Below are 19227 nucleotides of genomic sequence, written 5' to 3' on the forward strand. Positions count from 1 at the left end.
AGGTCAACCGCGCGACGAAAGCGCCACCGCCCGTCCGCTGGGGCCGCTGGCGTAGACCGCCTTGCCCATCTCGACCGCGCGCAGACCGTCGAAGCCGGTGGCCAGACGCCCGCTGCCCGCGCGGCCCTCAGCGGCTTCGACGAAGTCGGCGAATTCCTCGACGAAGGCGCGGATCACCGTGCTCTGCCAGCCCGACAGGCGCTCGCGGACGATGGCGGCGGGATAGAAGTTGCGCTCGGTCCGCCTCTTGCCGCCCGTTCGGTCCAGTTGAATGACGGTGGACATCATAGGGGCGTAGTAGGCGCGGGCCATGCCGCGATCGCCATAGGCCTCGATGTGGAAACGATAGCCCTTCCATTCGCTCCAGCTGGCGTGGAGGCTGCCGACCACGCCCGCATCGGACCGCATCAGGGCGAAGGCGTTGTCTTCAGCCGCGCCCAGGTTCCAGACGCTGCTGGAGGCGTGACCATAGACCTCGACCGCCTCGCCCATCAGGTGACGGCACAGGTCCAGCATATGCACCCCGTTGTCGGCCAGGGCCCCGCCGCCCATGACGGCGGGGTCGTACATCCAGGCGGCCTTGAACTCGGACAGGCCGGTGTGGCCGGTGAAGCCCTTGACGTGAGTCAGGGTTCCGATGGCGCCCGAGACGACGGCCTCGCGCACCCGTTTGACCGCGTCGAAATAGCGGTGATTGAAGCCCACGGTCAGCAGCCGCCCGTTGCGCTCGGCGGCCTCAACCATGCTCTGGCAAGCCTCCAGCGTCGGGGCCATGGGCTTTTCGACCAGGACGTGCTTGCCCGCGTCCAGCGCCGCGACGGCCAGCGCCTCATGGAACTGCGGCGGGGTCGAGATCACCACTGCTTCGACGGCCGGATCGTCGAACAGGGCGTCAGGCACGGCATGGAACCGAGCCTGCGGAGCCAGGGCGCGGGCGCGCGGCTCGTCCAGATCGCTGATCGCCGTCAGATCGCAAGCCTTGGACGCCTTCAGCGCCGCCGCCCTGACGGCGCCTATGCCGCCGGCGCCGATCAATCCGAACTTCATGGACGGTCTCCCTGAGGACGGGCGGCGATCATCTGAAAGGCCGGGCCGGCGACGAACAGCAAGGCGCTGAAGCCCGGCGCGCGCGCCAGAGCGGCGTAGAGACGGCGCGCGACGCCCTGCCCGCCCGGCGCCGCGCGGGGCCGACGACTGAGGATGCGAAGGCCGCGTTCGCGGCAGGCCCGCATGACGCGGAAGGGCGACAGAAGGTGGACGAACCGCAGCGAGTCCACGCCTCGCAGCCGGCGCAGCCTCGCGCTGCGAACGGACGCGGGAAGCCAGCCTGCAGCCCACAGGCCCACGGACGGATGCGGGCCGGGCCAGAACCTGTTCGTGGCGCTGATCCACAACCGCCCGGCCCCGGTCAGTTGCCGCCCGCATTCGGCGACGAAGGCTTCGGGGTCGCGGACGTGCTCGACCACGTCGACCGCGACGACCCGCGTAAAGCCGCCATCCGCGAACGGCAGGGCCTCGGCGTCGGCGCACACCAGCGCCGCTTCCAGGCCGCAGCCTTCCAGATGCTTGCGGGCGATGACCAGCCAGCGCAGGGCGATATCCACGCCGACCGCCTCGACGCCCTGCCGCGCGGCGGCGACCATCATGCCTCCCGCCCCGCACCCCACGTCCAGAAGCCGGTCCTGCGAAGTCAGGGGGGCCAGATCGGCGAGGACCGCACCGGCGCGCTCTGGCCCGCCCCGGGCGTAGTCCGCATACCGCCGCGCCAGTTCGGGCGGCACGTCGTCGGTGATCGAATAGTAGAAGGTCAGCAGGTCGGTGAAGCTGTGGGTGCGCGCGAAGTCAGCCAGCCGCGCGGCCTTCAAGCGCTCATGCTCTAGGCTCAGATAGCGGTCGGAACGCAGACGAAAATCAGGAACGCCGTACAGGATCGGAAAGCTGAGACGGCAGGCGTCGCAGCGATAGGCGTCCGCCTGCATCGACACCGGCCCGCGACACGCGGGACAACAGAACGCGATCCGCCCGGTCATTCGATCTCGGCCAGGGCGCGCCCTGGACCCCGGACATAGCCCCAGGACTCGCCGGCGGCCCAGACGCAGACCATGGGCAGCAGGGACGGCAAGGCCCTCAGCAGCGGACCGCGCAGCCCCTTGGCCAGACAGGAGCGCACGATACGCAGCAGCAGGACCGGCGGCAGGACCAGCGAAGCCACGGCGGCGGCGGCCCGCTTCGCCGTCTGCCAGGCGGGGAAGCGCAAACCGGCGTAGTAGCGCGAATAGACGAACCTCTGACGCAGAAAGAGCCCCGCCGAAAAGCGCTTGCAGTGGAACATGACCATGCGGTTTCGCAGCTGAAAGCGCCCGCCCGCTTCCTGCAGGCGCGGGTGAACCGTCGTCTCCCAGAAGCCGTCGGTCAGGGCCTGGGCCGGCAAGGCCGTCAGGGCCGCGCGGCGATAGGCGACGTTCATGCCCGGCAGGACCGCCGTCGCTCCTTCATCAAGAGGCAGCGAGAAGAAGCTGTATTCACAAAGAAAAGTCGCCCAATCCAGCCCCGTATCGACGACGCCGTTCTGAACGGGCCCGCCGACGGCCGTAAGACCAGGGTCGGCGTCGAAGGCGTCGACGATCTGGCCAAGCCAGCCTTGGCAGGGCACGCAATGATCCTCGGTCACCGCCACGATGGCGGCCCGGCTATGCGACAGGGCCATGGCCCGCATGGCCGGCAGGGTTTCGTCGGCGGGGCAAGGCAGCAGCAGGACGCCGGGAAACCGTCGGGCGATCTCGACGCTGACCTGATCCCGGCGGCGGTCGATCAGAACCACCTCGCAGGCATGGTCGCCGTCGTTCGCCAGCGCGGCCAGCGTTTCCAGGATGCGATCGCCGTCCTCAGTGCTGACCAGACCGATCAGCACGGCGACGTGCGGCGCAGGCTCGGCGTCATGCGGCGCAATCATGCGGCCTCCGCCGTTCGCGCCGAGCGCCCGGAAAGCCTGAACTCCAGCCAGCACCCGACGAAGGCGGCGGCGCTGTAGAGATAATAGACCTGATGGAACAGCAGTCCCGCGACGGCGAACAGCAGGCCGCGGCGGCGGTAGAAAAGCCGGAACAGGTGCCAGTTCGCCGTCAGGATGGTCAGCAGCATGGGCGCCAGCCACCATGGGCTGATCCAGCCCGCGACCGCCGCGATCGTCACAAAGATCAGCAAGGCCGCCAGCAGCGCCCGCAGCCGCTCGAAGGTGCCGACGTTCAGATCGTCGAGGATTTCCGAACGCTTCAGCATCATCCGGGCCCAGGGGATGGCGCGGCGGAAGATGTCGGTCCTGACCAGTTCGGTCACCGACCAGACCTTGAGATGGGTACTCAACAGGCGACGGTCGAGACGAATGGCGCCCCCGGCCTGACGCAGCTTGTAACCCAGGTCGACATCCTCGACGGACGGCATCCGGAAGGTTTCGGCGTCGAACCCGCCGACCTCGGCGAAGGCCGCCTTGTCGACCGCGCCACAGCCGGACCAGAAGGTCGAGGCGTCGATGTCGGCGTGCTGGTGATAGTGGTGGTGCACCAGATTCTTGTATTGGGATCCGAAATTGGGCGCCGCAGGCCGATCGTCATAGGAGCCGAAGACGGCGACCACATTGGGCGCGCAAAAGGCGCTTTGGATGTAATGGGCGCTGCCGGGGTGGACTACCACGTCGGCATCGACGAACCACAGAATCTCGCCGCGCGCGTTCGCGATGGCCAGATTGCGCGCTGCGCCCGGCCCCATGCGTCCGCCAGACCCGATCACCGTGGCGCCGAGTTCCCTGGCGTAGGCGGCCGAGGCGTCGGTCGAGCCGTCGTCGATGAGCAGAACCTCGGCCAGGGCGCCGTCGGCCAGCATGGCGATCAGCGGCGGCAGACTGATCCTCAGGTAGGGCTCGCCATTATAGACCGGCATCACGACCGAGATGCTCTTGCGCCGGGCTGACGCCGAGGCGTCGGGTTCGAAATGGCGGCGCCGCCGCTTGAAGCTCAGCACGTCCTCGTTGCGCAGCGGGATCGTCCAGACCGCCATCAGCAGGGCCGAGGCCACACCCGTCACAGGCGCGACGATCCAACCCGCGAAGAAGCCGCCGACCCAACCCAGGCGAATGACCAGCAGAACCCAGACAACAACAATGCCGACGCCGAAAGCCGCCGTGATCAGGGCGTCGGACAGACCGATGGGCAGGGCGCTCTTGCGTCGGACGGCGCGCGGTCCTTTCCGCACGGCCATCCCTGCGCGCTCAAGGCCGTCACGGCCACGGAACAGTCCGCGATCCGCGTGCATTCGTCCCTCTTCATCCGAATGACTATCCACCGGTCTCGACCATCCGCCGGCGAAATCAGACGCCGATCATCGCGACGCCGAGCATTCATCGGCTCATTATTTGTAAAATAAGTACCTGCCGCCACCACTCCACGCTCAATGCTCAATACGCCTGAGTTACGGTCTAGTTGCAGTCATCGAATTTCGGGCGTTCAGTGAAGGTCCGGCGAGAGAAACGCCGAACCCATTGAGGGGTGTCACGCCGATGACGACAGCGTCGAACGAGCGAGGCCGACGAAGCTGGGGCAGTCCGCTGGGATGGATCGCGGCCCTGCAGATTCTGATGACCCTGGTGGCGCTGGGCCGGGCCAAGATCCTGGCGGTCATGCTGTCGCCGTCCGGCTTCGGCGTGGCGGCCACCATCGACCAGTTGATCATGACCGTGGTCCAGCTGGGCGCGTTGGGGATGCCTTTCGCCAGCCTGAAATACATGGCCCAGGCCCATGGCGAGGGTCAGGGGCAGTTCCAGCGCGTCGCCACCGGGTTCGCCAAGGCGATCCTGATGGCGGGCTTGCTCAGCACCCTGATCCTCCTGCTGATCCTGCAGTTCAGGCCCGAGTGGATCGGTCGGGAGCTGACGCCCTATCTGTCCTATCTGAAGGTGGCCGCCCTGTGCGTTCCGGCCGCCATGCTGGCGATCCTGGCCGCCAACACCCTGGCGGCGGCGCAGCGGCCTGTCGGCGCCGCCATGATGAATTTCGCCGTCGCCTTCGCCCTGGCGGCCGGGGCGGTGATCGGCGTCGCCCTGGACGGATTGAACGGTCTGTACGCCGGGACGGCGATCGCGGGCCTGCTGAGCACCGTCGGCGCGGGCCTGTTCCTGTTCCGCGACGTCGGCGTGCGCTGGGTCATGGGACGGCGTGGCGAAGGCGGCCTCGCAGAGGCCCTGCGGCACTTCCCGGCCTCGGCCGGCTTCTACCTGACCATGGTCCTGTCGGCGGGAAGCCTGTTCCTGATCCGCTACCTGGTGCTGGCCCATATGGGCGAAGCGCCCGCGGGTTTCTTCCAGAGCGGAATGAGCATCGCCCTGACGGCCGGGGCCGTGCTGACGCCGTTGATCAACCTCTACCTGATCCCGATCCTGAGTCGCAGAGCCCCGACGACAGACAAGGTCGCGGCCTGCGAGCGCTTCATGATGAGCCTGCTGCCGGTCATGATCCTGGCGGTCATTCCGATCCTCTGCTTCCCTCAGACCATCATCCGCATCCTCTATACGGACCAGTTTACGCCCGCCGCCTACATCCTGTTCAGCTTCGTGCTGTGGCAGTGCCTGACGCAGATTTCCTACATCTGCCTGCAGCTTCTCATCGGCCTGGACGATCTCGTCTCCGTGCCGGTTCTTGCCCTGATCGGCTTTGGCGGGTCGGCGCTGCTGACCGAACTGCTGTTGCCGCGCATGGGTCTGATCGGCGCGCCGGCGGCGATGACTCTCGGCATGGCCCTCTACGCCGGCGCCATTCTGGTCCGTCTGAAATGGAAGCACGGGGTCAGCCTGACACCGCAAATCCATGGCCGCGTCGCCTGGATGATGGTCGTCATCGCAGCGGGCGGCGTCCTGTTCATGCGCGGGGCGGAGTTCAGCCTGACCGGCTTCGGCGCCAGGGCGCTGTTCGCCACTATCTGCCTGGCCCTGACCTGGCTGATTTTTCTAAGGAACGACACGGCCACGCTGGCGTTGGTCAGACGATTCACCGGGCGGAGGGCTTGAGTGTGAACGCATCGCTGACGCCCGGCCTCTGGGAAGGTCGCAGGGTGCTGGTCACCGGGCATACCGGTTTCAAGGGCGCCTGGCTGTGCCTGATGCTCCATCGCCTCGGCGCCGAGGTGATCGGCGCTTCCCTGGCTCCGGAGGACGGACCGACCGCCTACCAGGCGCTGGCCCTGCCCGCCCTCCTCGTCGGCGATGAACAGCTCGACATTCGCGACGCCGAGCGGCTTTGTGCCTTCGTTCGGGCGACGCAGCCGGATGTCGTGCTGCATCTGGCCGCGCAGGCCTTCGTCGGGCGCGGCTATCGCGATCCGGCGTCAACCTTCGCGACCAATGTCGGCGGGACCATCAACCTGATGCAGGCGCTGCGAGGCGTGACGGGCGTTCAAGCCCTGCTCGTGGCGACATCTGACAAGGTCTACCGCAACGACGGCGCCGGCCGCCCCTTCACCGAGCAGGCTGCGCTAGGCGGCGCCGATCCCTACAGCGCCTCCAAGGCGGCCTGCGAGATCGCCGTGGCGTCCTGGCGGGCGTCCTTCCCGGGCGAATTGCCGCCGCTGGCCACGGCGAGGGCCGGCAATGTCATCGGCGGCGGCGACTTCGGCGAGGAGCGGCTGATCCCGGACCTGGTGCGGGCGATCCGGTCCCGCGCGACCCTGAGCCTGCGCCAGCCCGAGGCGACGCGGCCGTTCCAGCACGTGCTGGACGTGCTGCGGGGCTATCTGCTGCTGACCGAGCGGCTGATGACGACGCCCGAGGCCGCGCCCGCCGCCCTCAACTTCGGTCCCGCCGACGGCGAGATCAGCGTGCGCCGCCTGCTCGACCTATGGGGCGCCGCAACCGGTCACGCCGTCGACTGGCGCCTGGCGCCCGAACCAACGATGCCCGAGGCTGGCCGCCTGGCGCTCGACTCCCGCGAGGCCGCGCGGATCCTCGGGTGGCGGCCGCGGCTGGATACGCCCGCCGCCGTCGAGGCGACGGCGACCTGGTACGCAGACTGGTTGGGGGGGCGCGACATGGTCGTCTCCTCGACCGCCGCCGTGGACGCGGCGTTGGCGAGTCATGTGACGGGACGAACCGCAAGCAGTCCACGCCTCGCCGGCATTGAAGCCCACGCCCTCAGCGCAGCGTCAGGGTGGGTCCGATGAAGACCGTGCTTCTCGCGGGCGGACTAGGAACGCGGCTGGCGGAGGAGACCTCGCTGCGGCCCAAGCCCATGGTCGAGATCGGCGGCCATCCGATCCTGTGGCACATCATGTCGGCCTATGCCGATCATGGCTTCCGCGAGTTCGTCATCGCCTGCGGCTACAAGGGCGAGGTCATCAAGCAGTATTTCGGCAACCTGCACTTCGACCACTCCGACTGGGCCATGGACCTGCGCAGCGGCGAGCGCACCTTCATCGGCGAAGGGGCCCCGGACTGGCGGGTTCACTGTATCGACACGGGGCTGGAGACCCTCACCGGCGGGCGGCTGCTGTCCTTGCGCAACCACCTGCGCGACGGGACATTCCTGTGCACCTATGGCGACGGGCTCAGCGACGTGCCGATCGACGAGGTGGTGGCCTTCCACAAGGCCCACGGCAAGCTGGCCACGGTGACGGCCATGCATCCGCCGGCCCGGTTCGGTCTGATGGAGATGGACGGCGACACCGTCACCCGCTTCTCCGAAAAGCCCCAGACGGCGAACGACTGGATCAACGGCGGCTTCTTCGTCTTCGAGCCCGAGGTGCTGGACTATATCGAGGGGCCGCAGTCGTCGCTGGAACGCGACGCCCTCGACCAGATCGCGCGAGACGGCCAGATGGTCGCCTATCGGCACGAGGGCTACTTCCAGCCCATGGACACCCTGCGCGAGAAGAACCTGCTCGAGGAGCTGTGGCGCAGCGGCAACCCGCCCTGGCGGCGGCGGCCGGTCGAAAGCCCCCAACTGCGGAGCGCCGTATGACCCAGATCGACGCCCCTCCCCGCGCGGCGATGCGCGTCCCCTATGGCCAGACCGTTCACGGCGAGGACGAGATCGCCGCCGTGGTCGCGGTTCTGCGCGGCTCGACCCAGATGGGCGACCATGTCGGCCGGTTCCAGCAGCGCGTCGCCGACCTGTTCGACAAGACGCACGGGGTGATGGTCAACTCCGGCTCCAGCGCCAACTACCTGGCCGTCGAGCTGCTGGGTCTGCCCGAGGGGGCCGAGGTCATCACCCCGGTCCTGACCTTCGCCACCACCGTCGCGCCGCTGGTCAAGAACAGGCTGATCCCGGCCTTCGTGGACGTGGAGCCCGACACCTTCAACATCGACGTCGAGCGCATCGAGGCCGCGATCACGCCGCGCACGCGGGCCATGATGATCCCTTCCCTGATCGGCAACCTGCCCGACTGGGACCGCATCGCCGCCATCGCCCGCGCCCATGACCTGCTGGTCATCGAGGATTCCGCCGATACCCTGGGGGCCACCCTGCGCGGGGTCAGCACGGGCACCCGGTCGGACATCAGCACCACCAGCTTCTACGGCTCGCACGTGATCAACTGCGCCGGCAACGGCGGCATGTTGTGCGTCAACCGCGACGACTGGCGCGACAGGGCGCGGCTGCTGCGCAGTTGGGGCCGCAACTCCTCGCTGTTCGACGACTCCGAGGCCATAGAGAACCGCTTCAACGTCGATGTCGGCGGCATCCCCTACGACGCCAAGTTCGTTTTCTCGGACATCGGCTACAACATGGAGCCGTCGGAGATGGGCGCGGCCTTCGGCCTTGTCCAACTCGACCGACTGGACGCCAATGTCGCGGCCCGCGCCCGCCATTTCGCCCAGCACGCGGCCTTCTTCGCCGCCTATGAGGACTGGCTGATCCTGCCGCGTCAGATGGCCGACGCCGTCACCGGCTGGCTGGCTTATCCGATCATCGTCCGCGACGACGCCCCCTTCACCCGGCGCGATCTTCAGATCCATCTGGAGACGCGCGGCATCCAGACCCGAACTGTCTTCACCGGCAACATCCTGCGCCAGCCGGGCTTCAAGGACATCCAGCGGCGCGAGACGCCCGAGGGCTACGCCAACGCCGACCGCGTCATGCGCGGCGGGATGCTGCTGGCCTGTCACCACGGCCTGACGCCCATCCAGATCGACTATGTCCACGAGCAGTTCCGCGCCTTTGCCGAGAGCCATCGGTGAGCCTGAGCATCGCGGTCAACGGTCAACGCCTGGCCGGACAGCGGTTCGGCGTCGGCCGCTATATCGAATACATGCTGCGCCACTGGGCGACCCAGCTTGAAGGCGACGAGACCGTCTCCCTGTTCGTGCGCCGGCCGCTGGACGAAGACCTGGCCGCGCTCAGCCCGCGCATCCGGCCGGTCCTGCTGGAGTCCGGCATGTCGGGCCTGCCGTGGGAAACCCTGCGTCTGCGCGGCGCGGCGGCGTCGCAGGACGTACTGTTCTGCCCGGCCTATACCGCGCCGCTCGCCTATCCGGGGCGAATGGTGGTGGCCACCCACAGCGTCAACGAGGTGCAGTCGGCCGCCCATTCCTGGGTCTATCGCCAGACCCATTCGCGGCTGCACCGGGCCTGCGCGCGGCGAGCGGATGCGGTGATCGTGCCGGCGCAATCGACGCGGGATCTGGTGGTCGAGCATTACGGCGTCCGCCCTGAGCGCATCGCCATCGTGCATCAGGGAACGGACGACGCCTTCGCCCCCGTCGAGGACGAGGCCGTCCTGTCGGCGGTCCGCACCCGCTTTTTCGGCCACGACCGGCCCTACATCCTGTTCGTCGGCAAGTGCTCGGCGCGGCGCAATATTCCCATGCTGCTGGAGGCCTATGCGCGGCTGCGGGCGACCAAGGCCATTCCCCACGGCCTGCTGCTGTTCGGCCCCTGCCCGCCCGACCTGCCGCTGTCGGACCTGTGCGAGAAGCTCGGCATCACGGATCACGTCGTCCAGACCGACGGCGTCATCGAGCACCACACCGACATCGTGCCCGTCTATGCTGCGGCCAGCGTCTTCGTGCATCCGTCCGAGTACGAGGGGTGGTCGATGACGACCATCGAGGCCCTGGCCTGCGGAGTGGCCGTGGTGGCGGCCGACCGGGGCGGCCTGGGCGAGGTGGCGCGCGGCCACGCCCTGATGGTCACGCCCGAAAGAGACGCCCTAAGCGACGCCGTCGGCCGGGTGCTGGAGGACGACGACCTGCGACGCGATCTGCAACGGCGGGGCCGCGAGCGCGGACGGTCGCTGCGATGGAGCGAAAACGCCCGTCAGACGCTGGATGTCTTGCGAAGCGTCGCAATGGGCTCGGCCTTACAGGGTGAAGTGAGATGAGCACGATGGCCGCCTGCCGCGCCTGCGGCGCCGACAACCTCTTCTGCTATCTGCCGCTGGGCGACCATCCCGCCGCGAACGACTTCCTGAGACCCGAGAAGCTGGATCAGCCGGATCGCCGCTATCCGCTGGACACCCACGCCTGTCTGGCGTGCGGCCTGATCCAGGTGCCGGACCAACTGCCGTCCGACTTCTATGTGGACTACGTCTATGTCCCGTCCGCCTCGGCGACGATGCCGAAGCATTTCGCCGCTCTGGCCGGGCGATTCCGGGACGAACTGATCACCGCGCCGGGCCAGTTGGTGGTCGATATCGGCTGCAACGACGGCCTGCTGCTGTCGGCCTGCCAGGATCAGGGCCTCAAGGTTCTGGGCGTGGACCCTTCGGCCAACATCGCAGAACTGGCGAGAAACAGGGGCATCGAGGTCTTCAACGCCTATTTCACCCGGGATTCGGCCCATGAAATCCTGGCGCGCTACGGACCGGCCCAGGTCATCGTCACCACCAACACCCTGAACCACATCGACGATCTGCACGGCTTCATGGAGGGGATCGAGACCCTGCTGGCGCCGGACGGGACCTTCGTCATCGAGGTTCCTCAGGCCCTGACCTGCGTCGAGCTCAACGAGTTCGACACCGTCTATCACGAGCATCTGTCGGTCTTCAGCGTCGCCTCGGTCGAGGCCATCGGCCGCCCGCACGGGCTGCAGGTCGTGGATATCGACGACCTGCCGATCCACGGCGGGTCGATGCGGCTCTATCTGCGGCGTCACGGCCCGGCCAAGCCCGTGGTGGCCGAGTGGCTGCAACGCGAGCGCGAGGCGGGCCTGTTCGAGCGCGAGACCTATGTCGCCCACGCCGGCCGGGTCGAGGTCATGCGGCAGTCGCTGATGGCCCTGCTCCACGACCTGAAACAGCAGGGCAAGAGGCTGGCGGGCTATGGCGCCCCGGCCAAGGGCAACACCCTGCTCAACTACTTCGGCATCGGGCCGGACCTGCTCGACTATCTGGCCGACCGCAACACGCTGAAGCAGGGTCGATGGTCGCCGGGGATGCGGATACCCGTCGTCTCGCCCCAGGTCATCGCCGAGACCCGGCCTGACTATCTGCTGATCCTGGCCTGGAACTTCGCCGACGAGATCATGGAGCAGTTGGAACCCTATCGAGCGGCGGGCGGTCAGTTCATCCTGCCCATCCCCCAGCCGCGCATCATCGGCTGAGCCCATGGCGGGGGGCGGCTCTGTTCTGGTCACCGGCGCGACGGGCTTTCTGGGGTCGCATCTGACGCGGCGCCTGTTGGCGCTGGATCATAAGGTTCATGTCCTGGCGCGACCCGACAGCGACTTTCGACGGCTGCGAGTTTGTCGAGACCGCCTGACCGTCTGGATCGGCGACGTGACCGACTTCGCCGCGGTGCTGCACGCCTGCCGAGGCGCGCGGCCCGAGGCGATTTTTCACCTGGCGGGCGACACCAGCCTACGGGCCCTTGCCGGCGACTGGGGCAGCATCGAGCGCGCCGTGAGCGGCGGCGTCGGCGGCCTGATGAACCTGCTGCGCGCGGCGAACGAGGCGGCGCCGGACCTGCGTTGCCTCGTGCGCACCGGCGGACTGGAGGAATACGGCGCCGGTCCCTCGCCCTTTGTCGAGAGCCAGCGCGAAGCCCCCTGCTCGCCCTACTCCTTCGCCCAGGTCGCGGGGGCGCATCTGAGCCAGATGATGCAGCCCCACCTGCCCTTCGCCGTTGTGACACTGCGACCGACGCTGATCTATGGCCCGGACCAGTCCAGCGACTTCCTGATCCCCAGCCTGATCCGGTCGCTGCTGCGCAGGCGTCGCTTCACCCTTACCGAAGGGCGCCAGAAGCGCGACCTGCTGCACGTCGACGACTTCGTGGCCGCCGCCTTGGCCGCCGCCGCGCATGATGACCTGAGAGGCGCCGTCCTCAACATCGCCAGCGGCGAGGGCCATACGATCCGCGACATCGCGAGCCGGATCGCCGGGATGCTGGATGCGACCGCCCTGCTAGAGATCGGCGGCGCCCCGGACCGGGCGACGGAGATTTTCGATCTGGTCGGGGACGCAACGCAGGCGCGCAAGCGGCTGAGTTGGAGCACCCAGGTCTCGCTGGATGAGGGCCTGAACCAGACCATTGCCTGGCATCGACATGAACTGAGGGTGGAGGCGTAGGCATGAGCATCGGAGGATTTGTGCGCGTTCTCGTCAGCGACTGCCGCTTGCGCGCGACCCGGTGGGTGCTGGCGCTGCGCGTCCGCCTGCGGAACCCGACGCTGTTCAGCGACCCGACCGTGATCTGGGACTACGGCTATCGCGACGTCGACGCCATCCAGCTGGGTCAGGGGGTGCGGGTCTACGCCTTCACCGAGGTGCTGGTGCAACGTCATGCCAGGCACAGCCCGGTCGAAGGCGGGCTGGTCCTCGGCGACGCCGTCGTCATCTCGACCGGCTGCAATATCCGCGCGGCGGGCGGCGTCATCCGCGTCGGTGATCGCTCCGGCATCGGCCAGCACTGCGTCCTGGTCGGCTCCAACCACAAGATCGAGCCGGGCGTCCCGCGCTTCCATACGCCCTGGGACGACGTCAAATGCGGCGTGGAGATCGGCGCCAACGTCTGGATCGGAGCGAACTGCACCATCCTGCCGGGAGCCCGCATAGGCGACAATGCAGTGATCGCCGCCGGCAGCGTTGTGCGCGGCGAGGTGCCTGCCGGCGAACTGTGGGGCGGCGTGCCCGCCCGCTACATCAAGACCATCGAATAGGCTGGCGGTTACCGTCCCTGGGACGGCTGACGCGCCTGCTGCAGGGTTTCGGCCGCGCGCGTCGCGGTTCGCCAGGCCAGGGTTCGCGACGTCGAACTGCCCGAGGTCAGGGTCAAGCCCTCGGCGTCGATGACGGCCCACAGCCAGTCCGCGACCGGTTCGAACCTCAGTTCAATGGCGAAATCCGCGATATCCTTGGACGACATGACCCGCGCCCGCTCCTGAATGCACACCCTATCAAGCTAGACGCGCACGAAGAACGCCGGTTCCCGATAAAACTCTGAAATTCCTGCTTGTCGCGTTCAGGCCTGGCGATAGCCGTGGACTACCATTTCAAGCCGCCGCCCCTCGGGCATGGGGCGCCAGACCCCCGCCCAGCCGGAATCCAGCCCCGCGGCGACCCAGAGGTCCAGATAGGCCTTCTGCGGTCCGGTCGGAAAGCGTCCGTCGCGAGTGTCGGCCGGGGTTGCGCGCGCGACCTCGCGCCCGTTGACGAAGTAGACGACCGCGCGCCCGGCCTCATAGGCCATGCCCAGGCGCAGCCGCCGTCCTGACAGATCGCCTGGAATGATCGGCGCCCCGCCGTTGTCCCAGACGGCGACCTGCCGGCCGCCGACCTTGGCCCACAGCGTCACGAACAGGCCTTTGACGCCGACGACCTCGAAGTCGCTCTCTTCCAGCGTCGTGCGGTTGTAGGTCCACAGCGGCGCGGCGATCAGGCCGGGGGCCATGGCCGGCAAGGTGACGTCCACCTCCCACAGGGCGCGGGTGGCGAAGGCCCGATCCCAGGCCTGAATCTGACCGGACGCCCTTTCGCTGACGCGCAGCTTCAAGGCGCCGTCAGAAACCAGCGCATTGCGCGGGCTCCAGGCATAAGGCCCCAGCTTGGGTTCGCTCCAGTACGAGGGATTGAAAAGGTGGGTGCGCCAGCGATTGACCCGCAGAGTCACGCCGCGCCAGTCCGGCAAGGCGCGGTCCATCGGCGTCGGGATCAGCGCGGCGGAGGCTGATGAAGCCCCCGTATCCTGCCGTGAGGATCGCCGCGCGAAAGACGCCAGCCCACACAGGGGCGTGACCAGGGCGAAGCGCAACAGGCTTCTCAACGCAGGCGAGTGCGGCCTCATGGCGTCTCCCGAGCCCCGCGCCAACTATCCGCCTGAACAGGTTTCGACGCCAGCCATGTTGATAACGGCGTCATGCGCGCCGATGATCCGGTCAGGCTTGAGGGAGCATCCGGGTGGAGCGGAACGGAGGACGGGTTCAGGTTCGGACGCCGACCTACCGACGCCCCGTCGCGCTGAAGCGCTGTCTGGAGTCTCTGCTGGCCCAGACCTGGACCGACTGGATCTGCGATGTCTTCGACGACGATCCCGACGAGAGCGGGCGTGCGGTCTGCGCGGCCCTGAACGACGCGCGCATCCGTTACACGACCAACCGACCGCGCAAGTTCGCCTCGGCCAACATCGACCAGTGCTTCTCGTCCGCCAACCCGAATGACGCCGACTATTTCTGCGTGGTTGAAGACGACAACTCTCTGCTGCCCCGCTTCATGGAACGGAACATCGAACTGTGCCGGACGCGCAAGGTCGACCTGATCCTGCGCAACCAGTTCGTCGAACTGGCCAGCGGCACGGCTCAGGCGCGCCTGAGCGATGGCGGGGTGCTGGACGGACAGCTCATCGAGGGGCTGTACGAACCGGACCTGTTCCGGCTGGTCCTGCTGACCGGGATCGGCGTCTCCAACGGCGGTCTGTTCTGGACGCGAGATGTGAGGAGCGCGCTGGAGATCGGCCCCTGCACCGCGACCAGCCAGGAATACATGCGGACCTTCGCGGTGGACGAGCCCATCCTGGTCGCCATGGAGCCGCTGGCCGTCTGGGCCGAGAATGGCGAGCAGACGACCCGCGACGTGGGGAACAAGGCCTCCTATCTGCGCCGCGAACTGGACCTTAAGCACCGGACCCAGAGGCTGCAGCGACAGGCCTGGCGACTGGCTGGGGCTGAACGCCGCCGCGATTACCTGAGCCTGCCGGACTTTCCGGCCAGCCGCATCGACCGGGCGAAAGGCCTGACCAAGGCGCTTCTGGCCGGGCCGCAGGCTTTATCCATGCTGCCGCTCAAGCAGGCCATAAACCTGAGCCTGCGCGGTCTGGCCATCCGGCTGCTGGGCCGGTCGGACACGGCCTTCGACGCCTTCATGGCCGATCAGGCACGGCGACGGCGATCCGGCCCGGACGGCTGAATCGTCCCAGCAGCCTTGCCAGGGTCTGGGCGAACAGGTCGGCCATCAACCAGCGCGTCAGGCCTGCATATAGGGCGACGCCGACCAGTCCGACCACCGCGCAGGTCCAGAAGGGGTCCGCGCCCCACGGCCCCAGACGCGACGCGGCCCATGCCGTCCCGACCGCCGCGCCCGCGATCAAGGTCGGCCTGAAGTAGAGACCGAGGACGTCGCGCGACGCGGCGCCGTATCGGCGGAACACCAGCCATGAATAGGCGGGCGGCACGACGGCGTAGAATCCCCCCACGGCCAGGGCTGCATAGGCGGCGCGGCCTGGGAGCGAACTCGTCAGAACGACCGCGACAAAGATCGCCAGCATGACGGCGTTGTAGATGGCTCCCAGTTTGAAATGGCCTCGCGCGGTCAACAGCGCTCCGGCCACCCAGGCGACGCCGTCGAAGGCCAGACCGAGACTGAGAAACTGGATCGGCAGGATCGCGCCGGCCCACTTGGCGCCGAACAGCAGGGTCAGCAGGGGCTCGGCCACCGCCGCCTGCATGAAGCAGATGGGGGTGATCAGGAAGGCCAGGATCCGCGCCGCATTGAGCGAGGCCGCCAGCTGGCGCGGGCGGTCGCCGCTCAGATGCACCAGGGCGGGAAACAGGACCGTGTTCAGGCTGCCGGCGAACATCTGGACCGGCTGGGCCGCGATCCGCAGGGCGAAGAAGTAGAGCCCGACCTGAACCTGGGTGGCGAACAGCCCCAGGATGGCGACGTCGCCCTGATGCCGCAGGGCTATCAGGATACGGGAGAGGAAGACCGAGCTACCGCGCTGAGCCAGCAGCCGGAACAGACCGAGACGCCCCACTTTCAAGGACGGTCGCGCCATGCGCCACAGCACCGCCGCCTTGATCGCCGCCACCGCCAAGGCCGGAATGGCGAAGGCGTAGGCTCCCATCCCCGCCGCCGCCAGGGCCACGGTCAGGGCCTGCTGACCCGCGAACTCGGCCGTGCCGATACAGGCCAGGGTCTTGAAGCGAAGCTGGGCGCGAAGGGTCACCATCGGCACCGTGGACAGCGAGGCCACCGGAATGGCGACAGCAAGCACCGCCATGACGCCGACGATCCGGGGCGCGCGATAGGCCTCGCCCAGGAAGGGCGCCGCGATCAGCACCAACATCATGCTGACCAGCCCCGCAATCAGGCCGGTCCAGAAGGCCGGCGGCGCCCAGGCGCGGGACCTGGCTGACCGCTGCAACAGCACGTCGTCAACGCCGAAGCTGGTCAGCGGCCCCACCACCAGGACGATGGACAGGGCCAGGCCGAACTGACCGAAGTCCGCCGGGATCAGCAACCAGGCCAGGGCGATCTGACTGATCACCCCGACGCCGCGATTGGCCAGGGTCTGGGCCAGCAGCCAGGCCACCCCGCCGACTGTGGTTCGCCCCAGGGCGCCGGGTTTCGAGGTCACGTTCGGGGCAGGCGTCATCTCAGAAACCTGGCCGCTCGGGCCCGACGCCGGGGTAGGTCAGGTAGCGCCAGAAGCCCACGGCGTTCGACCTCAACTTGGTCAGCTTGCCCACACCGAAGACGTCCCGGATCGGCCGCCGCATCAGCGTCTCGGCCAGAGCGTCGCGGAGATCCCACCGCAGCTGACGGAAGAAGGCGCGGGGGCCGAACAGGTATTTGGCGTAAATCGCCCCCTCCCCTTCGTTGTAGTAGTCGATGACCCGGCGCAGTTCGCCGACGCTGCGGCGGCCGTGATGGTGGCGGATCACCATGTCCGGGACGTATTCGACGCCGAAGCCGGCCAGATGGATGCGGTACAGGTAGTCCGTGTCCTCCGCCGCCCGGAACGGCGCGCCGACGCCGAAACGCTCGTCGAACGGCCCGACGGCCTCAAGCAGGGTCTTGGGCGCGCTCATGTTGCAGCCCAGGATGAAGCCGCCCAGACTCTGGGTCTTCTGCTCCGGATCGTAGCGCCGTGGGCGCTGGTCGGCGATCACGGTGAAAGGCAGGTCTCTGGCGTCGCCCAGATCCACCCGCCCGCCCCGCATCACCGGCGCCGCATCCGCCGCATGATAATGCAGGGCCTTGCGCACATAGTCCGGGGTCAGACGGCAATCGTCGTCCGTGAAAACCAGGATACGGCCCGAGGAGAAGCGGACACCCGCATTCCGCGCCGCCGCAAGACCCGGCCGCTCTTCTCGCTCGACACGAAAGGCCACAGCCGTTTGCGACAGATAGTCGACGGCCCATCGCGCCGTGTCATCGCTCGAGCCATTGTCGATGACGACGATTTCGCAGCTGGCGTCATCCGCTGCGCCGACGGCCTGAATGATCGATGCGAGGCAGGGCTGAAGCGCCTCGAGGCGATTGCGCGTGCAGACGATGATGGAGCAGTCCGTCATCTGAACCCCGAGCCAGCAAGGCGTGGGGGGCGCGTGATCGAAAGCGTCCGCCCGATTGGCGACGGGCGAAGAATCTCCCTAGGCAGAGAGACGAGTTCATAAGGTCTCGCCCCTGCCGCCTGTCGCACCTTGAACAGATCCGAACCCCAAACAGGCCGCAAGGCGGCGTTACGTTCGATTGATCTGCACACGCCAGAGGAAACCTCGGTGACCGCCTCCTCCCTGCCGACATCGACTCCGTGCGCCGAACCTGGACCGGCCGACCCCCGTTGGTCCGCCCGCCGGACGCTGGCGTTCGTGGTCGCGTCTTCGATCGTGCTCTGGGCCGGGATCATCACGGTCATCTGGATGCTCTTCTGACCTACCAGCTGGGCTTGGCGATCCGACGCCGGGGCCGGTCATTCTCGACAAGAACCTGAGGCGGCGGCGGAGCGGCGACAACGGGCGCCTCCTCCACGACGACCGTCGGCAGCGGGGCTGGAATGATCGGCGGCGCAGGGATCGACGCCGCCTCCTGGGGCGGCGGCAGGGCCGACTTGGCCGGGGTCACGTCCAGCACCTCAACCGGGGCCGGGACCGCCGCAGCCAGCACGACCTCGGCCCGCCCGCCCGGCGTCGGCGCGGGCTCGAAGCCGGCGTATCGCGACGTGAAGGCCGCCGGCAGGCCGTTGCCGCCCTTCCACCGATAGAAGGTATGGGCTCCGATATTGGCCACCTTGGTCAGCGACGGGCTCCAGTAAGGGGCCACCCACAGGGTGTGATAGTGGGTCGCCGTGCCGACGCCCGGATAGACGTAGCCATTCAATGCCGCCTGGGCGACCGAACGCGCCCGCGCCCAGCCGGCGATGCTGGGCCGACGCGCCATGGCCCCGTCGCAGGTGAAGGTGAACTGGCATCCCGTCGCCCTCTGCGATCCCGAAAAGACGACCCCGCAGACGCTGTTGGCGAAGGCCGGATGGCGCACCCGGTTCAAAACCACCTGGGCGACGGCCTGCTGACCCGCGGCGCTCTCGGAAGCCGCCTCGTAATAGACAGCGGCCGTCAGGCAATAGAGGGCGCGCTCGTTGCTGACCCCCGCCATCACCGGCAGAAAGAAGGGGCGCGCCGTCGTCAGCGCGCCCGAAACCACCGGAACGGAGGCGTTGTAGCGGTAGGCGTCATTGGCGCTGATCTTCTGGAACGCCATCGGCACGGGATTGTCTGGCGTGGTGGCGGCGACGTCGACCAGGGGCCGCTCGTAGTCCAGACCGGCGATGGGGTGAAACACCCGCAGATGGCGCTCATTCCAGGCCTGAAGCACGCTCTGGCCGATGAAGACGGTCGCCGCCAGCAGGGCAAGCACCGCAGCCGTCGCCAGACCGCGCCGCCACACTTCTCCGCCATAGGCGGCCAAAGCCCTTGCGTGCTCCTCCACCCTTCTCCCTCCCGACGTCCTGTCAGACCGCCAAGGTCACGC

Annotated in this window: 18 protein-coding genes; 9 read left to right on the forward strand and 9 right to left on the reverse strand. The window is 68.0% G+C overall.

What is annotated here, in order from left to right; all coding sequences use genetic code 11:
• Positions 1 to 3: 3 nt before the first annotated feature.
• From ACI2KI_RS04310 to ACI2KI_RS04325, 4 genes are read right to left on the reverse strand one after another with little or no spacing between them, the layout of a single operon-like run.
• Positions 4 to 1047, reverse strand: coding sequence for a Gfo/Idh/MocA family protein (locus ACI2KI_RS04310; protein WP_404618031.1), 1044 nt, complete (start codon positions 1045 to 1047; stop codon positions 4 to 6).
• On the reverse strand, positions 1044 to 1979 hold the full coding sequence (locus tag ACI2KI_RS04315) for a class I SAM-dependent methyltransferase (protein WP_404618033.1): 936 nt from the start codon (positions 1977 to 1979) through the stop codon (positions 1044 to 1046). The genes ACI2KI_RS04310 and ACI2KI_RS04315 overlap by 4 nt, the downstream gene beginning before the upstream one ends.
• A 47-nt stretch (positions 1980 to 2026) precedes the next feature.
• Positions 2027 to 2953, reverse strand: coding sequence for a glycosyltransferase (locus ACI2KI_RS04320; RefSeq protein ID WP_404618035.1), 927 nt, complete (start codon positions 2951 to 2953; stop codon positions 2027 to 2029).
• Positions 2950 to 4308 carry a glycosyltransferase gene (locus ACI2KI_RS04325; protein WP_404618037.1) on the reverse strand — a complete coding sequence of 453 codons (1359 nt, stop codon included), beginning with the start codon at positions 4306 to 4308 and terminating at the stop codon, positions 2950 to 2952. The genes ACI2KI_RS04320 and ACI2KI_RS04325 overlap by 4 nt, the downstream gene beginning before the upstream one ends.
• A 244-nt stretch (positions 4309 to 4552) precedes the next feature.
• Here ACI2KI_RS04325 and ACI2KI_RS04330 point away from each other — a divergent pair, with 244 nt between their 5' ends.
• The 8 genes from ACI2KI_RS04330 to ACI2KI_RS04365 are packed head-to-tail and all read left to right on the forward strand — an operon-like array spanning position 4553 to position 13139.
• On the forward strand, positions 4553 to 6055 hold the full coding sequence (locus tag ACI2KI_RS04330; protein ID WP_404618039.1) for a lipopolysaccharide biosynthesis protein: 1503 nt from the start codon (positions 4553 to 4555) through the stop codon (positions 6053 to 6055).
• Positions 6056 to 6057: 2 nt separating this feature from the next.
• On the forward strand, positions 6058 to 7203 hold the full coding sequence (gene rfbG, locus ACI2KI_RS04335; protein ID WP_404618041.1) for a CDP-glucose 4,6-dehydratase: 1146 nt from the start codon (positions 6058 to 6060) through the stop codon (positions 7201 to 7203).
• Positions 7200 to 8000 carry a glucose-1-phosphate cytidylyltransferase gene (gene rfbF / locus ACI2KI_RS04340; protein WP_404618043.1) on the forward strand — a complete coding sequence of 267 codons (801 nt, stop codon included), beginning with the start codon at positions 7200 to 7202 and terminating at the stop codon, positions 7998 to 8000. Before rfbG ends, rfbF begins: the two co-directional genes overlap by 4 nt.
• Complete coding sequence (locus tag ACI2KI_RS04345) at positions 7997 to 9220, forward strand: DegT/DnrJ/EryC1/StrS family aminotransferase (RefSeq protein WP_404618045.1); 1224 nt, start codon at positions 7997 to 7999, stop codon at positions 9218 to 9220. The genes rfbF and ACI2KI_RS04345 overlap by 4 nt, the downstream gene beginning before the upstream one ends.
• On the forward strand, positions 9217 to 10362 hold the full coding sequence (locus ACI2KI_RS04350) for a glycosyltransferase family 4 protein (protein ID WP_404618047.1): 1146 nt from the start codon (positions 9217 to 9219) through the stop codon (positions 10360 to 10362). The genes ACI2KI_RS04345 and ACI2KI_RS04350 overlap by 4 nt, the downstream gene beginning before the upstream one ends.
• Positions 10359 to 11582: a methyltransferase domain-containing protein gene (locus ACI2KI_RS04355; protein WP_404618049.1), complete on the forward strand. Its 1224-nt coding sequence runs from the start codon at positions 10359 to 10361 to the stop codon at positions 11580 to 11582. Before ACI2KI_RS04350 ends, ACI2KI_RS04355 begins: the two co-directional genes overlap by 4 nt.
• A 4-nt stretch (positions 11583 to 11586) precedes the next feature.
• The gene (locus ACI2KI_RS04360; protein ID WP_404618051.1) at positions 11587 to 12549 is read left to right on the forward strand and encodes an NAD-dependent epimerase/dehydratase family protein; all 963 of its coding nucleotides are present in this window, start codon (positions 11587 to 11589) and stop codon (positions 12547 to 12549) included.
• Between the two features lie 2 nt (positions 12550 to 12551).
• Entirely contained in the window at positions 12552 to 13139 is a 588-nt protein-coding gene (locus ACI2KI_RS04365; protein ID WP_404618053.1) for an acyltransferase, read from the forward strand.
• 8 nt (positions 13140 to 13147) lie between these two features.
• Here the strand turns inward: ACI2KI_RS04365 and ACI2KI_RS04370 are convergent, their stop codons facing one another.
• Complete coding sequence (locus tag ACI2KI_RS04370) at positions 13148 to 13345, reverse strand: hypothetical protein (RefSeq protein ID WP_292083163.1); 198 nt, start codon at positions 13343 to 13345, stop codon at positions 13148 to 13150.
• A gap of 96 nt (positions 13346 to 13441) precedes the next feature.
• A complete protein-coding gene (locus ACI2KI_RS04375; RefSeq protein WP_404618055.1) occupies positions 13442 to 14263 on the reverse strand; it encodes a hypothetical protein in 822 nt (273 codons plus the stop codon).
• A gap of 113 nt (positions 14264 to 14376) precedes the next feature.
• On the opposite strand from ACI2KI_RS04375, the gene ACI2KI_RS04380 reads away from it, so the two are divergent.
• The gene (locus tag ACI2KI_RS04380) at positions 14377 to 15381 is read left to right on the forward strand and encodes a glycosyltransferase family 2 protein (RefSeq protein WP_404618057.1); all 1005 of its coding nucleotides are present in this window, start codon (positions 14377 to 14379) and stop codon (positions 15379 to 15381) included.
• Here the strand turns inward: ACI2KI_RS04380 and ACI2KI_RS04385 are convergent.
• The 3 genes from ACI2KI_RS04385 to ACI2KI_RS04395 all read right to left on the reverse strand — a co-directional run bounded on the left by ACI2KI_RS04385 (position 15335) and on the right by ACI2KI_RS04395 (position 19185).
• A complete protein-coding gene (locus tag ACI2KI_RS04385) occupies positions 15335 to 16849 on the reverse strand; it encodes an oligosaccharide flippase family protein (RefSeq protein ID WP_404618059.1) in 1515 nt (504 codons plus the stop codon). The genes ACI2KI_RS04380 and ACI2KI_RS04385 overlap by 47 nt on opposite strands.
• Before the next feature lies 1 nt (position 16850).
• Positions 16851 to 17771 carry a glycosyltransferase family 2 protein gene (locus ACI2KI_RS04390; protein WP_404618061.1) on the reverse strand — a complete coding sequence of 307 codons (921 nt, stop codon included), beginning with the start codon at positions 17769 to 17771 and terminating at the stop codon, positions 16851 to 16853.
• 361 nt (positions 17772 to 18132) lie between these two features.
• Positions 18133 to 19185 carry a cell wall hydrolase gene (locus ACI2KI_RS04395; protein ID WP_404618063.1) on the reverse strand — a complete coding sequence of 351 codons (1053 nt, stop codon included), beginning with the start codon at positions 19183 to 19185 and terminating at the stop codon, positions 18133 to 18135.
• Between the last annotated feature and the right edge of the window lie 42 nt (positions 19186 to 19227).

This window comes from Brevundimonas sp. NPDC046655, from assembly GCF_044901625.1.
Taxonomy (GTDB): domain Bacteria; phylum Pseudomonadota; class Alphaproteobacteria; order Caulobacterales; family Caulobacteraceae; genus Brevundimonas.

Excerpts from the sequence above, each read along its gene's own strand:
- ACI2KI_RS04370 (WP_292083163.1), bottom strand. The coding sequence starts at position 13,345 with ATGTCGTCCAAGGATATCGCGGATTTCGCCATTGAACTGAGGTTCGAA.
- ACI2KI_RS04315 (WP_404618033.1), bottom strand. The coding sequence starts at position 1,979 with ATGCAGGCGGACGCCTATCGCTGCGACGCCTGCCGTCTCAGCTTTCCG.
- ACI2KI_RS04375 (WP_404618055.1), bottom strand. The coding sequence starts at position 14,263 with ATGAGGCCGCACTCGCCTGCGTTGAGAAGCCTGTTGCGCTTCGCCCTG.
- ACI2KI_RS04345 (WP_404618045.1), top strand. The coding sequence starts at position 7,997 with ATGACCCAGATCGACGCCCCTCCCCGCGCGGCGATGCGCGTCCCCTAT.
- ACI2KI_RS04320 (WP_404618035.1), bottom strand. The coding sequence starts at position 2,953 with ATGATTGCGCCGCATGACGCCGAGCCTGCGCCGCACGTCGCCGTGCTG.
- ACI2KI_RS04360 (WP_404618051.1), top strand. The coding sequence starts at position 11,587 with ATGGCGGGGGGCGGCTCTGTTCTGGTCACCGGCGCGACGGGCTTTCTG.
- ACI2KI_RS04310 (WP_404618031.1), bottom strand. The coding sequence starts at position 1,047 with ATGAAGTTCGGATTGATCGGCGCCGGCGGCATAGGCGCCGTCAGGGCG.
- ACI2KI_RS04390 (WP_404618061.1), bottom strand. The coding sequence starts at position 17,771 with ATGACGGACTGCTCCATCATCGTCTGCACGCGCAATCGCCTCGAGGCG.
- ACI2KI_RS04355 (WP_404618049.1), top strand. The coding sequence starts at position 10,359 with ATGAGCACGATGGCCGCCTGCCGCGCCTGCGGCGCCGACAACCTCTTC.
- ACI2KI_RS04325 (WP_404618037.1), bottom strand. The coding sequence starts at position 4,308 with ATGCACGCGGATCGCGGACTGTTCCGTGGCCGTGACGGCCTTGAGCGC.
- rfbF (WP_404618043.1), top strand. The coding sequence starts at position 7,200 with ATGAAGACCGTGCTTCTCGCGGGCGGACTAGGAACGCGGCTGGCGGAG.
- ACI2KI_RS04330 (WP_404618039.1), top strand. The coding sequence starts at position 4,553 with ATGACGACAGCGTCGAACGAGCGAGGCCGACGAAGCTGGGGCAGTCCG.
- ACI2KI_RS04365 (WP_404618053.1), top strand. The coding sequence starts at position 12,552 with ATGAGCATCGGAGGATTTGTGCGCGTTCTCGTCAGCGACTGCCGCTTG.
- ACI2KI_RS04385 (WP_404618059.1), bottom strand. The coding sequence starts at position 16,849 with ATGACGCCTGCCCCGAACGTGACCTCGAAACCCGGCGCCCTGGGGCGA.